The following is a 13,919-nucleotide window of genomic DNA, read 5'->3' on the forward strand; positions in this document are numbered from 1 at the left end:
GACCCGATGAACCGCCGTCAGCTGCTGACCACCCTTGCCCTGTCCGCCACCCTCGCCACCGTGGGCTGCTCCTCCTCCCCCGAGGCCGGCAGCGCCGCCAGCGGCTCGGCCTCGGGTGCTGCCGAGAGCGGCTTCCCGGTCACCGTCGCCACCAAGTTCGGCGACGTGACCATAGAGAAGAAGCCCACCCGCGTGGTGGCCCTGGGCTGGGGCGATGCCGAGGACGCGCTGCAGCTGGGCGTGCAGCCCGTCGGCGCCTCCGACTGGCTCGGTTTCGGCGGCGAGGGCGTCGGCCCCTGGCTGAAGGGGAAGTACACCACCGCCCCCACCATCATCGAGACCATGGAGCCCAGCTACGAGAAGATCGCCGCGCTCAAGCCCGACCTGATCCTCGACGTGAAGAGCTCCGGCGACCAGGCCCGCCACGACAAGCTGAAGCAGATCGCCCCCGTGGTCGGCGTCCCGAAGGGTGGCGACTCCTACCTCACCACCTCCGACCAGCAGCTCGAGATGATCGCCGCCGCCCTGGGTGAGAAGGCCAAGGGCGAGCAGCTCAAGGCCGAGGTCGACGCCAAGGTGGCGAAGGTCACCGCCGCCAACCCGGGCTGGAAGGGCAAGACGGCCAGCGCCGTCTCCCGCACCAGCGAGGGCTGGGGCGCCTATGTGAAGGGCGGCGACCGGATCGACTTCCTGGAGAAGCTGGGCTTCGTGCAGAACCCGAAGATCGCCGCGCTGCCCGTCTCGGAGACCGGTTTCTCGGTGAAGATCTCCGCGGAGAAGCTCGACGTGATCGACTCCGACCTGATCATCGGCTTCCCGATCTTCGTCAAGCCGGAGCAGATGAGCAATGACGCCGCCTTCAAGGCCGTGCCCGCCGTCAAGGACGGCCGGGCCCTGGTGCTCGACGGCGACCTGGCCCAGGCCTTCTCGCTGGGCTCCCCGGCGGCGCGCAGCCATGCCATCGACCAGCTGGTGCCCAGGATCGAGGCCGCGCTGAAGTGATGCCACGCGGGGCTGTTGTGCACTGACGTGCGGCCCCCGCGGTGTCTCCTTGCTGTTCATCGACCAGGATCCGCCACGATCCGGTTCCGATGGCCCCGAACCGGGCCCGGAGGCCGGATCGTGGCGGATCTGGTTGAGGTGGCCGAGGCCGACGGCTGCTCAGGGCCGGGGCTGCCGGTTGGTCGACGCCCGGTACGGGCTGGTGGGCGCCGGGACGGCTGGTTCGGCCGTGGCTCAGGCGGGCTGGTCGAAGCTGCGACGGTCCACGTCGTGCAGTTGCACCAGGCGCAGCAGGACGCCCATCCCGGCGAAGGCCACCCCGGCGATGCCGGCGGCGCCGCCCAGCATGGCCACCAGGTACTGCTGGCGGGTGGCGGTGAAGGGATCGGAGACCGGCCAGCTCTGCCACAGGCAGGCCGCGGCCACCGCCAGGCCGACCGTGCCGGCGGCCACCATCAGGCCGGGCACGGTGCGCCGGGCCAGCGAGGTGGAGGGCGCCTGCTCGCCGCTGCGGCGACGCACCAGCCAGTGGCGCAGGCCGTTGACGCAGAGCGCCATGATCGCCCAGCACAGGCAGACCAGGTAGCCGCCCACCACGTCGGAGGGCCGGTGCCAGTGGGCCACGAAGGTGCCGTAGCCGAAGGCCAGCATCACACCGGCGCCCACCACCGCCACCACGGAACGCAGCGCGCGGGGCGCCACCAGCAGGGCCGCCACCATGGCCGAGGCGGCCGCGGTGGTGTGGCCGCTGGGATAGGAGTTGTGCATCAGCGGACCCTCCACCAGGTTGAGCCGGTAGAGCACGTGGTACTTCAGCACCCGGGTGGACAGGTTGGCGCCGGCCACCACGACGGCGGCCTCCAGGCCCAGCAGGAAGCGTCGTCGCAGCAGCGCGGTGAGCGCCACCAGCACCATGGTCAGGGCCACGCCCTGCACCGAGACCACCTCGAGCATGGTCTCGAAGTGGTCACTGACCCGCCAGGAGCCGATGTTGCCGCCCTGGTAGGACAGCGTGTCCAGGATCTGCCCGCGATGGGTGTGGACGAAGAACCACCAGACGCCGATCACGGCCGCACCGCAGGCTGCGCTGAGTAGCAACGGGCGGACCCAGCGCCAGGCCGACCACGAAGAAGACATGGGAGCCAGTCTTGCAAGCCACGGGAGCAGGGTCTCGTCGAGCGCGGCGGCAGCTCAGCGATTCACAGGCTCCTCACAGTCCGTGCATTGGGTTTTTCTGGTTTCGCCACGTTGACTGGATCCATGTCCCAGCAGCACGACCCGCACCGTCCCGCGCCCCAGCAGCCCGACCAGGACTGGTTCTGGGCCCGCCCCGAGACCGACGGGCCCACCCACGACGAGCCGACGGGCGTGCTGCCGGGCGAGGAGTCGACGCAGGTGCTCTCCGACCCGTCCACCCGGCCCGGTGGCGAGCCCACCCAGGTGCTGCCGCAGGCCGCCTGGCCCGAGGGCGAGGAGACGACCCGGCAGTTCGCCACCATCGAGCAGACCCAGCAGATCCCCACGGTCGAGCAGACCCAGCAGATCCCCACGGTGGAACAGACCCGTCAGTTCCCCGAGCTCGGCCTGCAGCCCGGCGTCCCGCAGCCCGGAGCCCAGCACCTGGGGATGCAGCAGAACAGCCTGTCCGGCGGCCAGGCGGGCCAGGGAAGCCAGGACTGGTCCGCCCCTGAGGCCCCGCCCGGCGCGCCGGTGGCCTATGCCGCCCCCATCCAGCCCGGCCCCGCCTCCGGCGAGCCAGGCACCCCCACCCAGCCCGGCCCCGCCTCCGGCGAGCCAGGCACCCCCACCCAGCCCGGCCCCGCCTCCGGCGAGCCAGGCACCCCCACCCAGCCCGGCCCCGCCTCCGGCGAGCCAGGCACCCCCGTGGCGGCCGGCCAGGGCGGCGGCGCGGTGCCGCCCGGCTGGCAGCCGCCCTCCGGGCAGCCCTGGGGCGCCCCGCAGCCCCAGCCACGCCAGGACAAGCCGCGCGGCCGCGGCCTGCTGGCGCTGGTGGCCGTCGGTGCGGTGGCCTCGCTGGCGCTGACCCAGGCGCCAGGCCTGCTGCAGAACAGCTCCGGCCAGGCCCAGCCCGGTGCCAGCCAGAGCCAGGACCCCAACCAGCTCGACCCGCGCCATCCCGCCGGCGAGCAGAGCGACCAGACGCAGACCAGCCCCACCGACGGCTCCGGCTCCAGCGAGGGGCCCACCACGTCCGACGAGCAGGGCAGCGACCAGCAGCAGGGCGCCGAGGGGATGCCCGCGGAGCAGAACCCCTTCGACCCCTGGGGCCAGGGCCAGTCGGGCCAGGGCCAGTCGGGTCAGGGCCAGTCGGGGACCGGCACCACCCAGTCGAGCCAGCAGACCACCGCCACCGCCGAGCAGAGCGTCGGCGTGGTCCTGATCTCCACCGCCAGCTCCTCCGCCCAGGGTGCGGGCAGCGGCATGGTGCTCAGCTCCGACGGCTACGTGCTGACCAACTACCACGTGGTGCAGTCGAGCACCCGGGTGCGCGTCGAGGTGGCGTCCACCCGCAAGACCTATACCGCCACCGTCGTGGGCCACGACGCGGGCCACGATGTCGCGCTGCTCAAGCTGCAGGACGCCTCCGGGCTGCAGACCGTCAGGCTCGACGACGACGGCGACCCGGCGGTCGGCGACACCGTCACGGCCGTCGGCAATTCCGAGGGCCAGGGCTACCTGAGCGCCGCCGAGGGCAAGGTCACCGACCTCGAGGCCTCCATCACGGTCAGTTCCGAGACCGCCTCCAACGGCTCGGAGAGCCTGACCGACGTGCTCAAGACCACGGCCGGTGCCCTGCCCGGCGACTCCGGCGGGCCGATGCTCGACGACGAGGGCGAGGTGGTGGGCATCACCACCGCCGGCGAGCAGGCCTCCACCGGCCCGCGGAGCCAGGCGGTCACCGTCGCCAGCTATGCGGTGCCGATCGAGCGCGCGCTCACCATCGTGGAGCAGATCAAGGCCGGCGACGAGTCCGGCAGCGTGCGGATCGGCCCCAATGCCTACCTGGGCGTCTCCGTGCTCTCCGGCCAGGGTCGCGGTCTGGTGGTGAGCTCCGTGGTGCCCGACGGACCGGCGGCCGCCGCCGGCATCACCCGTGGCTCCACCATCACCGGGCTCGATGGCACCACCATCACCAGCCAGGCGGCCCTGGCCGGCGAGCTGGCCGCCAAGGAGCCCGGCGAGAGCGTGGAGATCAGCTGGGTCGACGCCTCCGGCCAGTCACGCAGCGGCACGGTGCGGCTGGGATCCAGTCCCGTGAACTGAGCCGGGCCTCCCATCGGCTGGCCGATCGGACGTTCCATGGCCCGCTGCCCGCCCGGCATAATGCGGTCCATGGGGGTGCGGAGCACGGAGCAGGCCAGGCGCGAGGCACGCGTGCGCGCGGCCGCGCAGGAGCTCTTCCGCACCAACGGCTACTCCGCCACCTCGATGCGCCAGATCGCCGAGGCGGCCGGGGTCTCGGTGGGGACGGTGGCCAACTGCGGTGACAAGCCCGAGCTGCTGGCCGACCTGTTCGGCGCCAGCGAGGTGGCCGCGACGCTGGGCCGGGTCGCGGCGCTGGAGGCCTCCGGCGGTCAGCACAGCCTGTCGGAGGAGATGGACCACATCTTCGCCAGCTGGTTCGACACCATCGAGGAGCACTGCGGCCTGGTGCGCGACTACGTGGGCAGTCTGCTCGACGGGTTCGGCGCCGAGGCGCGCGCCGGGATGGACGTGGTGGTGCAGGAGGCGCTGGGGCGCCGCATCATCGCCCACCACCCCCGCGTCGGCCTGGAACGGGCCCGCGCGCTCGCCGACACCATCTTCTGCACCTACTGCACCTACGCGATCGCCGTGGTGATGGGGATCCACGACGCCGAAGGGGGGCGCGCCCAGGCCCGTCGTCTGGTGGCGGAGCTCTTCGACGCCGGCACCCTGGGCTGAGCCGACCCACCGCTGAGGCAGGGCTGTGAGCGGTATGACCGCTCCGCTCGTCGGTCGCATCATGGGGGCACGGCTGGCAGTGGGCCCGCCCCGACGAGGATGGCGCCATGGACCTGAGCTGGCTGCTGGGACAGGTTCCCGGACCGATCTTCTATCTGCTGCTGGGCCTGCTGGTGGGCGTCGAGAGCATCGGCATCCCGGTGCCCGGGGAGACCGCGATCATCGCCTCGACGCTGGCTGCCCACCACCCGGCCGCCAGCTTCGGCCCGGTGGGGATCGCACTGGCCGCCATCACCGGCGCGGTGGTGGGCGACTCGATCGGCTACTGGATCGGGCGCGAGAAGGGCGACTCCCTGCTGCGCTTCATGAACCGGCACTTCCCGCGCCACGTCACCCCCGCCCACATCGGCTGGGCCCGCGACCTGATGCGCCGCTACGGTGCCGGGGCCGTCTTCGGCGGGCGCTTCGTCGCGCTGCTGCGGATGCTGGCCGGTCCGCTGGCCGGGATGATGGGGATGCACTACCCGACCTTCCTGGCCGCGAACATCGCCGGCGGCATCTGCTGGGCCGGCGGCACCGTGGCCCTGGTCTGGGTGCTGGGCGCCGTGGCCGAGACCTGGTTGAAGCGGGCCGGCTGGATCCTGCTGGGCCTGGTGGCGCTGGTGGCCGTGCTGGGGGCGCGCACCATGAACCGCCGGATCCAGGCCGACGTGGAGCGCTGGGCCGCCGAGCACCCGGATCGGCTCACCATCTGAGCCGTCGTGCGCGTCGGGGCCTGCGCCGCGGATGGCAGCCCGGGTAGTGTCGCCCCATGAGGATCCTGCTGGTCGAGGACGACCGTTCACTGGCTGAGGTGACCCGACGGGGCCTGACCGCCGAGGGGCACGTGGTGGACCTGGCCCGCGACGGCCGCGAGGGCTGCCTGAAGGCCGTCCACGGCGAGTACGACGTGGTGGTCCTGGACATCATGCTGCCGCTGATGAACGGCTACGACATCCTCAAGGCGATGCGCGCCGAGGACGTGTGGACCCCGGTGCTGATGCTCACCGCCAAGGACGGCGAGTGGGACCAGGCCGACGCCTTCGACCTGGGCGCCGACGACTACCTGACCAAGCCTTTCAGCTTCGTGGTGCTCAACGCCCGGCTGCGGGCGCTGGCCCGTCGCGGTGGCTCCGAGCGGCCCACCCAGCTCACCGCCAAGGGACTGGTGCTGGACCCCGCCACCCACCTGGTGCACCGCGGCGACACCAAGATCGACCTCACCCCCCGCGAGTTCAACCTGCTCGCGTACCTGATGCAGCAGAAGGGCGCCGTGGTCACCAAGGCGCAGATCCTGGACGGCGTCTGGGGCAGCGAGCACGACGGCGACCCGAACGTGGTGGAGGTCTACGTCGGCTACCTGCGACGCAAGCTGGACACCCCCTTCGGGGAGAACACCATCCAGACCGTGCGGGGCGTCGGCTACCGCCTCGAGATGGACTGAGGCTCGCCCGGCTCAGTCCGCCGGGCACAGGCCGCCCGGCACCGGGGCGCGGGACGCCCGGCTCAGGCCAGCGTGCCGGCCTCGAGCGGCAGCTCCACCTCGAAGCAGGCGCCGCCCAGGTCCGAGTCGACCACCCGCACCCGGCCACCGTGGGCGCGCACGATCTGCGCCACGATGGCCAGGCCCAGGCCGGAACCACCCTGGTCCCGGCTGCGCGACTCCTCCAGCCGCACGAAGCGGTCGAAGACCTTCGAGCGGTCCTCGGGCGCGATGCCGTTGCCGTCGTCCTCCACCCGCACCACCGCACGGGGCTGGACGGGGTCCATCGCCAGTGAGACGCCCACCCGCACCTGGGAACGGGCGTGGCGGGCCGCGTTGTCGCACAGGTTGCGCAGCACCTGGCGCAGCAGGGCCGGATCGGCCTCCAGGCGCACCGCGTGGATGTCGGTGCTCACGGTCCGGTCCGTGGCCTGGCGCAGCCGGCGGGCCTCCTCGCCGGCCAGGTCGTCCAGGTCCAGTTCGGTGCGGTTCACCCGCAGCCCCCCGTCGTCATTGCGGGAGAGGGTGAGCAGGTCCTTGACCAGGTCGTTGAGCCGGGTGGCCTCCGCACTCATCAGCGGTGCCATCTCACGCCAGGTCTCCAGCGAGTCCTCGTGGCCGGCGATCTCCAGCGCGCCGCTCAGGCTCGCCAGCGGGGATCGCAGCTCGTGGCTGGCGTCGGACAGGAAGCGCTGCTGCGAGGCCTGGCCCTCCTGCAGCCGCTCCAGCATCTGGTTCATGGTCAGCGCCAGCGACTGGAGCTCGTCCTGCGCCTCCGGCACCGGGATGCGCTGGTCCAGCGTGGTGGAACGGATCCGGGCCACCCGCTCGATCATCTCGTCGACGGGCTCCAGGGCGCGGCCGCCCACCCACCAGGAGACCAGGCCCACCACCAGCATCACCAGCGGGACGCAGGCGAAGAGCAGCCCGACGGTCACCGTGACGGCGCTGTGCTGGTCCTCCTGGGAGGTGGCGGCCAGCACCACGTACTTGCGGCCGTCGAGGTCCATCCCCTTGGCCAGCACCAGGTCGCGGTGCTCGTTGCGGTCCTCGGGTCCCCACCAGTTGACCACGCCCTCGCTGGCGCTCTGCCCGGGCTCGGGACGCATCGCCGAGATCGGGCTGTGCTCGCGTGCGCTGGAGCTCCAGACCACCCGGCCGTTCTGGTCCAGCACCTGCACCACGTAGTCGGCCTCCAGCTGGAGGTCACCGGGCAGGCTGTCGATGCCGCCGGCCTGCACCTCGCCGATGGTGCGCTCGATGACGTCGACCGAGCGGCTCATCAGGGCATTGGACAGCGAATTGGTCAGCAGGTTGGCGAGCACCAGGATGCCGACGCACAGCGGCACCGCCACCATCGCCACCGGCACCGCAGTCAGCTGCTTGCGGATGCCCCAGCGAGACCAGAAGCGGGTGGGGCGATGCATGTCCATGGCAGCACGCTACGCGGTGGGGGCTGAGCCGGGGCTGAAGTGACGGCGGTCGGTCCGGGCGACCCCGTGCCGGGCTCAGTCTCGTCGGGGCGGCAGCCCGGTGAGCCGACGGATCAGGTCGAACAGGGCGGGGCTGCCGGGGCCCTCCACCACGTGGTCGGCGGCCTGCTGCACGACCGGGGCGCAGGGCATCACGCCGATCGACTGGCCGGCCAGCTGCAGCATGGGCACATCGGTGGCGGTGTCGCCGACGGCCAGTACCTGCTCCGGGCCGATGCCGAGCCGCTCGCACAGCGCCAGCAGGCCGTTCGCCTTCCCGGAGGTGCTGGGCCAGATGTCCATCAGGGTCAGGCCGGAGTGCGTGATGTTCACCCCGTCCAGGCCGTCGACGGTGGCCTCCAGCTCGGCCAGCGCCTCCGGTGTGCCGTCGCAGACCACCTTGAGACAGCGCTGTCCCGCCAGCTCCAGCGGCTCGATGCCGCGGGCCCGCACCTGCGCGGTGCACCAGGTGTCGTGCTCCTCACGGTCGATGCGGGGCTGCTCACCGATCGCGAGCCAGCGGCCGTCAGCCGTGTAGGCGTGGAAGGCGCCGTGCTCGGCGAGCCGGGCCAGGGCCTGCGACAGCTCCGGGGTGATCTCGAAGTCCATCTCATGCACCACCGTGCCGTCCGACAGGGTGGTGAGCGCACCGTTGTAGCTGATCCGGTGCATCCGTGGCCCGATGGCCTGGTTCACGATCGCCATCGACTCGTCGAGCCGGGCGCTGGCCAGCGCCACCGCCATCCCGTCGGCCACCAGAGCGGCGACGTCGGCGGCGGTGCCCGGCTCGATCCGGTGGCCGGTCTCGAGCAGGGTGCCGTCGAGGTCGAAGACGACGAGCTGGGTCTGGGTCACGTTTCCTCCAGGGCAGGCTGTGACTCGAACCTATCGCCTGTCCTGAGGGGGCGCCCACGGGTTACGGGGCTCGTCGGGCGGGAGCTGACGCGTGGGCTCCTCGCCGGGGATCTGGGCGGTGGGCTCGTCGGATGGCTGGGGCCAGGTGCTGCCCTGCTCGGGGGTCGGCTGCGCGGGGGCCTGGTTGTCCGAGGGTGCGGGCCACTGGCCGGGCTGCTGCGGCTGGTTGGGCCACTGGCCACCCTGCTGCTGGGGTTGGGCCGGCCACGGGCTGCCCTGCTGCGGCCAGGCACCCGGCTGCGGGGTGCCGCCCCACTGCTGCTGCGGGGCCTGCTGATCCCACTGCTGCTGGCCCGGCTGCTGCTGCGGCCACCCGGGCTGCTGCAGCCCGGTCATCTGGTTGCCGGGGATGAAGACGGGAGCGGTGCTGGTGCCAGCAGGCGCGAGCCGCTCGATCTCCTTGCGGCGCACCGCGTCGATGTACATCACCGTCACGTAGACCACGCCCCAGATGGCGGTGGCCAGCGAGACCAGGAGGGTGAGCAGGCCGACGATCGCCAGTGCCACCAGGTTGGGTTCCATGTTGCCCTGGGCATCGGGGGTGGCGCTGGCGGCCACGGCCGGGCTGAGCACCATCTGCACCGCGCTGCTCGCGAAGCTGGGCACCAGCATGCCGACGATGTAGAAGCCCAGGGTGCGCCAGAAGGAGCCCTTGGTGAGCTGCAGCGAGCGACGCAGCACGTCGAGGCCGGAGCGGCCCTCCAGGGCCAGCACGGCGTTCGCGTAGACCAGGCGCACCGAGAGGTAGATGATCCCGATGTAGACGGCGACGATGACGGCGGCCATCAGGATGCCGGCGAGGGCAGCACCGCCGCTGGAGCCACCCTGGTCGGCGCTGTCGAGGGCGACCGCGAAGAGGCCGATCACCAGGCCGATCACGCTCAGCATCACGAGGGCGGCCACCAGCCCCAGGCCCAGCAGCACCAGGGCGCGGCCGATCACCCCGCGGGTGGCGGCCTTCGTGCTGGACCAAGAGGGACGAGTGCCGCGGGCCAGCTGGTCGACGGCCGAGACCTGCATCGCGGTGAGCTTGATGCTGGCCGCGGCGATCAGGGCCGGGCACAGCAGCCCGCTGATGATGCCGGCGATGATGATGCGCGGGAGGTGCGGGCCCATGTCGGTGCCGGCGGGCTGGTCCAGTGCGTCCAGACCCACCAGGGCGACGAAGACCCCGACGCCCAGGGCAACCGCCACCCAGACCAGCACGACCTGGACCAGCATCAGGCCGACCAGCAGGCCGGGGGCACGCCGCAGGGCGCGCCAGCTGGTGGTGAACAGCTCCCCGATGCCCATCGGGCTGCGCTCGAGGATGCTGGGGACAGGGGGCGGACCGCTGGGATCAGGCAGGGAAGGCAGGCTCATGCCCACGCTCCTAGGACGCCGTGGGGTCGGCCCACCGAGCCCTGGGGCAGGCGCGGGAATTCCTCAACCCACGTCACCTGCTGGACCAGCGCGGCGTCACCTGTTGGACCAGCCCGGCTGAGAGCGACGGGCTGCACCACGTCGACTGGTCTGAGGCAGTCCTCGATCCAGGCCGCCTTCACGCCCCAGGTCTCAGGGCCGGTGGGGTCTCGAGGCCGGTGGGAACCCGGGGCCGGGAGGGTCTCAGGGGCGGTGGACCCTCAGGGCTGGTCGGGGGCTCCGGGGTCCACGGCGAGGTCCTGCGAGGCGTCCAGTGCCCCCACCTCGGCCCGCTTGGCCAGGGTGCGGGCCCGCTCCACCTGCTCCTCCCAGTGCTGGGGGTCGTCGGTGGGCAGCATCCGGTTCTCCGGGTGCAGCCCGGCGCGTCCGTCGAGCAGCTCGCGCAGGATGTCGGCATGGCCCACGTGGCGGGCGACCTCGGCCAGGTGGTGCACCAGGACGGCGCCCAGGGTGGTCTGCGGGGCGGGCCACCAGGGGATGGTGCCGGGGGTGTCCATCGGCTGGGAGGCGATCAGCTCGTCGGCCTGCTCGCAGGCCTGCCGGTAGAGCGAAACCAGTCCCGGCGCGTCCTCGTCGGGCTCGGCGATGAAGTCCTGGGCGGGATCGGCCTCCGGGTGCAGCATCGGCAGGTCCGGCACGGGGCGTCCGAAGCCGGTGCCGAAGTGGCCGAACTCGAGTGCCGTCAGGTGCTTCAGCAGACCCAGCAGGTTGGTTCCGGTGGGGGTGAGCGGGGTCCGCAGGTCTGGCTCGGGAAGCCCCTCGACCTTCCAGAGCATGGCCTCACGCAGGCCGCGCAACTGCTGGTGCAGCTGCTGCTGGATGGCGTCCGGGCTGGTCTGGCTGGGCTGGGTCATGGCTTCCACGCTAGGCGCTGACCGGGTCGGGACAATCGACCATCGGCCCGTGCCCGCGGCATTCGCCCTGCCGCGAAATCTCCTGTCCCGCCGCGTGCCTTCTGGCTGCGCGCGGCCCTTCGATCCTGCACGAGGCGCACCGAGTCCGCGAGACCTCGGTCAACCGGTGGACGAAGGCCCCCGGTGGAGCCTCCTCGCCTTCCCGCGTGGCCTCCCGCTCAGCCGTTCCCCGGGCCATCCCCGGAAAACGACCTCTCGATCACCCGGCTCCCCGCGCGCTCCGCGTGGGTTCGGGCCGGCTGCGCGTCGAGCGGTCGATTTCCGGGACGTAGTGCGAGACAGGCCGGGTGCGCGATGTCCGGGGCGTGGCGGGCGCGAGGTGCAGGAGTCGAGAACCGGGGGCGCCTCCCGGGAAGGCGTCCCCGGAAAACGACCTCTCGATCACCCGGCTCCCCGGGCGCCCCGCGTGGGTTCGGGCCGGCGGCGCGTCGAGCGGTCGATTTCCGGGGGACGGTCGCCGCGGCACGGGCCCGCCGACGCAATGGGCCCGGCCAGCGCCATCGGGGCGGACTTGCGAAGTCAGGTTAGGCTGCCCTAAGTTTGTCGCGTTTGAACAATGCAGACGTTGCCTAATTCCTCCCGACCGCCGGGCCGGGAGCGGGCAGCCGTCACCACGACAGGGGAAGCACGTGCTCGCCAACTACCTGATCGGGCTCCGCGAGGGCCTGGAGGCCTCACTGGTGGTGGTCATCCTGGTGGCCTACCTGGTGAAGTCCGGGCGTCGCCACCTGCTCGGCCGGATCTGGACGGGTGTCGGGATCGCCGTCGCCATCAGCCTCGGCTTCGGCGCCCTGCTCACCTACGGTCCCAAGGGCCTCACCTTCGAGGCGCAGGAGGCCATTGGCGGCGGGCTGTCGATCATCGCGGTGGGCTTCGTCACCTGGATGATCTTCTGGATGGCGCGCAGCTCGCGCACCATGAGCACCGAGCTGAAGGCAGCCATCGACGCGGCCGAGGCCAGCCGTCGCTCGTTGGTGCTGGTGGCCATGCTCGCCGTCGGCCGCGAGGGGCTCGAGACCGCCCTCTTCCTCTGGGCCGCCACCAAGGCCGCCGCCCGGGACAATGCCTCCACCACCGCCCCGCTGCTCGGCGCCCTGCTCGGCCTGCTCACCGCCGTCGCGCTCGGCGTGGCCGTCTATCGCGGCGCCGTGAAGCTGGACCTGGGTCGCTTCTTCCGCTGGACCGGCGGCTTCCTGGTGCTGATCGCCGGCGGCGTGCTGGCCTATGCCGTCCACGACCTGCAGGAGGCCCGCATCCTGCCCGGCCTGCACAACTACGCCTTCGACCTGTCCGCCCGGATCGACCCGAGCGGCTGGTTCGCCACCCTGCTCAAGGGCATCTTCAACTTCTCCCCGGCGATGACCGTGCTGGAGGTGGCCGTCTGGCTGCTCTACGTCATCCCGGTCATGGCCTGGTTCGTCCACAACGTCCGTCCGGCCCGCCCCTCGGCGCCGACCCCCACCCCCGCGGGCACCGAGGCCCGCACCACCGAAGGAGTCCCCGCGTGAAGCCCACCCGCACCCTCGCCGCCCTGTCGGCCCTCGCCCTGCTCGGGCTGGCCGGCTGCACCGACAACAATGCCCAGTCCTCGAGCTCTGCCTCTCCGGGCAACCTGAACGTGACCAGCACCGACACCGAGTGCCAGGTCAGCGCGGCCACCGCCCCGTCGGGCAACCTGGTCTTCACCGTCACCAACCAGGGCAGCAAGATCACCGAGTTCTACCTGCTGGCCGAGGACGGCCTGCGGATCGTCGGCGAGGTGGAGAACATCGGCCCGCAGATCACCCGTGACCTGGTGCTCAAGGCCGCCCCCGGCAAGTACTTCACCGCCTGCAAGCCGGGCATGGTGGGCGAGGGCATCCGCCATGAGTTCACCGTCACCGACTCCGGCGCCGACCTGGGCGTCAGCGCTGACGACAAGGGCCTGGTGGACCAGGCCAACACCGCCTACGCCGGCTACGTGAAGGACCAGACCGAGCAGCTGCTCACCGGCACCCAGGAGTTCGCCCAGCTCTACATCGCCGGCAAGGACGACGAGGCCCGCGCCCGCTACGCCCCCACCCGCGTGCACTGGGAGCGGATCGAGCCCGTCGCCGAGAGCTTCGGCGACCTGGACCCGCGGATGGACGCCCGCGAGGCAGACCTCGAGTCCGGCCAGAAGTGGACCGGCTGGCATGCCATCGAGAAGGACCTGTGGCCCCCGAAGAGCGGCCACACCGCGCTGACCACCGCCCAGCGCAAGGCCCTGGCCGACCAGCTCGTCGCCGACACCAAGACCCTCTATGACCGCACCCGCGCCATGAAGTTCACCGCCAACCAGATCGCCAACGGCGCGAAGACCCTGCTCGACGAGGTCGCCACCGGCAAGGTCACCGGCGAGGAGGAGATCTGGAGCCACACCGACCTGTACGACTTCCAGGCCAACGTGGACGGCGCCCGGGTGGCCTGGAAGGGCCTCGAACCGCTGCTGAAGAAGAAGGATGCCGAGCTGAACTCCCAGCTCACCCTGAAGTTCGCCGCGCTGCAGAAGCTGCTCGACGCCCAGCGCCAGGGCGATGGCTTCGTCGGCTACGACAAGCTCACCAAGGACCAGGTCAAGGAGCTCTCCGACGCCGTCAACGCGCTGTCGGAGCCGCTGTCCAAGGTGCCTGCCGCGGTGACCCTGTGACCTCCCCCCAGGAGACGGGCGACGCGTCAGAGGCGACGCCCGAACCGGTGCCCGGCCCC

Annotated in this window: 12 protein-coding genes; 7 read left to right on the forward strand and 5 right to left on the reverse strand. The window is 71.9% G+C overall.

Features of this window, described 5'->3' with window-relative positions:
- Positions 1 to 6 precede the first annotated feature (6 nt).
- Positions 7 to 1,002, forward strand: a complete 996-nt coding sequence (locus ABD073_RS04575) for an iron-siderophore ABC transporter substrate-binding protein (RefSeq protein ID WP_343872665.1) — start codon at positions 7 to 9, stop codon at positions 1,000 to 1,002.
- Between the two features lie 234 nt (positions 1,003 to 1,236).
- On the opposite strand, the gene ABD073_RS04580 is transcribed toward ABD073_RS04575, so the two are convergent.
- Positions 1,237 to 2,139 (reverse strand): phosphatase PAP2 family protein, encoded by a 903-nt coding sequence (locus ABD073_RS04580; RefSeq protein ID WP_343872667.1) that lies wholly within the window; start codon positions 2,137 to 2,139, stop codon positions 1,237 to 1,239.
- 123 nt (positions 2,140 to 2,262) lie between these two features.
- Here ABD073_RS04580 and ABD073_RS04585 point away from each other — a divergent pair, with 123 nt between their 5' ends.
- The 4 genes from ABD073_RS04585 to ABD073_RS04600 all read left to right on the forward strand — a co-directional run bounded on the left by ABD073_RS04585 (position 2,263) and on the right by ABD073_RS04600 (position 6,430).
- Entirely contained in the window at positions 2,263 to 4,287 is a 2,025-nt protein-coding gene (locus tag ABD073_RS04585) for a trypsin-like peptidase domain-containing protein (protein ID WP_343872669.1), read from the forward strand.
- 69 nt (positions 4,288 to 4,356) lie between these two features.
- Complete coding sequence (locus tag ABD073_RS04590) at positions 4,357 to 4,947, forward strand: TetR/AcrR family transcriptional regulator (RefSeq protein ID WP_343872670.1); 591 nt, start codon at positions 4,357 to 4,359, stop codon at positions 4,945 to 4,947.
- A 107-nt stretch (positions 4,948 to 5,054) separates the two neighbouring features.
- Entirely contained in the window at positions 5,055 to 5,702 is a 648-nt protein-coding gene (locus ABD073_RS04595; protein ID WP_343872671.1) for a DedA family protein, read from the forward strand.
- 56 nt (positions 5,703 to 5,758) lie between these two features.
- Positions 5,759 to 6,430, forward strand: coding sequence for a response regulator transcription factor (locus ABD073_RS04600; RefSeq protein ID WP_343872672.1), 672 nt, complete (start codon positions 5,759 to 5,761; stop codon positions 6,428 to 6,430).
- 62 nt (positions 6,431 to 6,492) lie between these two features.
- Here ABD073_RS04600 and ABD073_RS04605 read toward each other — a convergent pair whose 3' ends face one another.
- The 4 genes from ABD073_RS04605 to ABD073_RS04620 all read right to left on the reverse strand — a co-directional run bounded on the left by ABD073_RS04605 (position 6,493) and on the right by ABD073_RS04620 (position 11,132).
- Positions 6,493 to 7,902 (reverse strand): sensor histidine kinase, encoded by a 1,410-nt coding sequence (locus ABD073_RS04605; protein ID WP_343872674.1) that lies wholly within the window; start codon positions 7,900 to 7,902, stop codon positions 6,493 to 6,495.
- 75 nt (positions 7,903 to 7,977) lie between these two features.
- Positions 7,978 to 8,796, reverse strand: coding sequence for an HAD-IIB family hydrolase (locus ABD073_RS04610; RefSeq protein WP_343872676.1), 819 nt, complete (start codon positions 8,794 to 8,796; stop codon positions 7,978 to 7,980).
- A gap of 30 nt (positions 8,797 to 8,826) precedes the next feature.
- Positions 8,827 to 10,218 (reverse strand): DUF7847 domain-containing protein, encoded by a 1,392-nt coding sequence (locus tag ABD073_RS04615; protein WP_343872678.1) that lies wholly within the window; start codon positions 10,216 to 10,218, stop codon positions 8,827 to 8,829.
- Positions 10,219 to 10,478: 260 nt separating this feature from the next.
- The gene (locus tag ABD073_RS04620) at positions 10,479 to 11,132 is read right to left on the reverse strand and encodes a DinB family protein (protein WP_343872680.1); all 654 of its coding nucleotides are present in this window, start codon (positions 11,130 to 11,132) and stop codon (positions 10,479 to 10,481) included.
- A gap of 689 nt (positions 11,133 to 11,821) precedes the next feature.
- Between ABD073_RS04620 and efeU the strand changes: the two genes are divergently transcribed.
- Both efeU and efeO read left to right on the forward strand, forming a co-directional pair.
- Positions 11,822 to 12,700, forward strand: a complete 879-nt coding sequence (gene efeU, locus ABD073_RS04625) for an iron uptake transporter permease EfeU (RefSeq protein WP_343872682.1) — start codon at positions 11,822 to 11,824, stop codon at positions 12,698 to 12,700.
- On the forward strand, positions 12,697 to 13,860 hold the full coding sequence (gene efeO / locus ABD073_RS04630; RefSeq protein WP_343872684.1) for an iron uptake system protein EfeO: 1,164 nt from the start codon (positions 12,697 to 12,699) through the stop codon (positions 13,858 to 13,860). The genes efeU and efeO overlap by 4 nt, the downstream gene beginning before the upstream one ends.
- The last annotated feature ends 59 nt before the right edge of the window (positions 13,861 to 13,919 follow it).

The sequence above is a fragment of the Luteococcus peritonei genome, assembly GCF_039526385.1.
Taxonomy (GTDB): Bacteria; Actinomycetota; Actinomycetes; order Propionibacteriales; family Propionibacteriaceae; genus Luteococcus; species Luteococcus peritonei.

Coding starts and splice junctions, on each gene's coding strand:
- ABD073_RS04575 (WP_343872665.1), top strand. CDS start 7: ATGAACCGCCGTCAGCTGCTGACCACCCTTGCCCTGTCCGCCACCCTC.
- ABD073_RS04580 (WP_343872667.1), bottom strand. CDS start 2,139: ATGTCTTCTTCGTGGTCGGCCTGGCGCTGGGTCCGCCCGTTGCTACTC.
- ABD073_RS04585 (WP_343872669.1), top strand. CDS start 2,263: ATGTCCCAGCAGCACGACCCGCACCGTCCCGCGCCCCAGCAGCCCGAC.
- ABD073_RS04590 (WP_343872670.1), top strand. CDS start 4,357: ATGGGGGTGCGGAGCACGGAGCAGGCCAGGCGCGAGGCACGCGTGCGC.
- ABD073_RS04595 (WP_343872671.1), top strand. CDS start 5,055: ATGGACCTGAGCTGGCTGCTGGGACAGGTTCCCGGACCGATCTTCTAT.
- ABD073_RS04600 (WP_343872672.1), top strand. CDS start 5,759: ATGAGGATCCTGCTGGTCGAGGACGACCGTTCACTGGCTGAGGTGACC.
- ABD073_RS04605 (WP_343872674.1), bottom strand. CDS start 7,902: ATGGACATGCATCGCCCCACCCGCTTCTGGTCTCGCTGGGGCATCCGC.
- ABD073_RS04615 (WP_343872678.1), bottom strand. CDS start 10,218: ATGAGCCTGCCTTCCCTGCCTGATCCCAGCGGTCCGCCCCCTGTCCCC.
- ABD073_RS04620 (WP_343872680.1), bottom strand. CDS start 11,132: ATGACCCAGCCCAGCCAGACCAGCCCGGACGCCATCCAGCAGCAGCTG.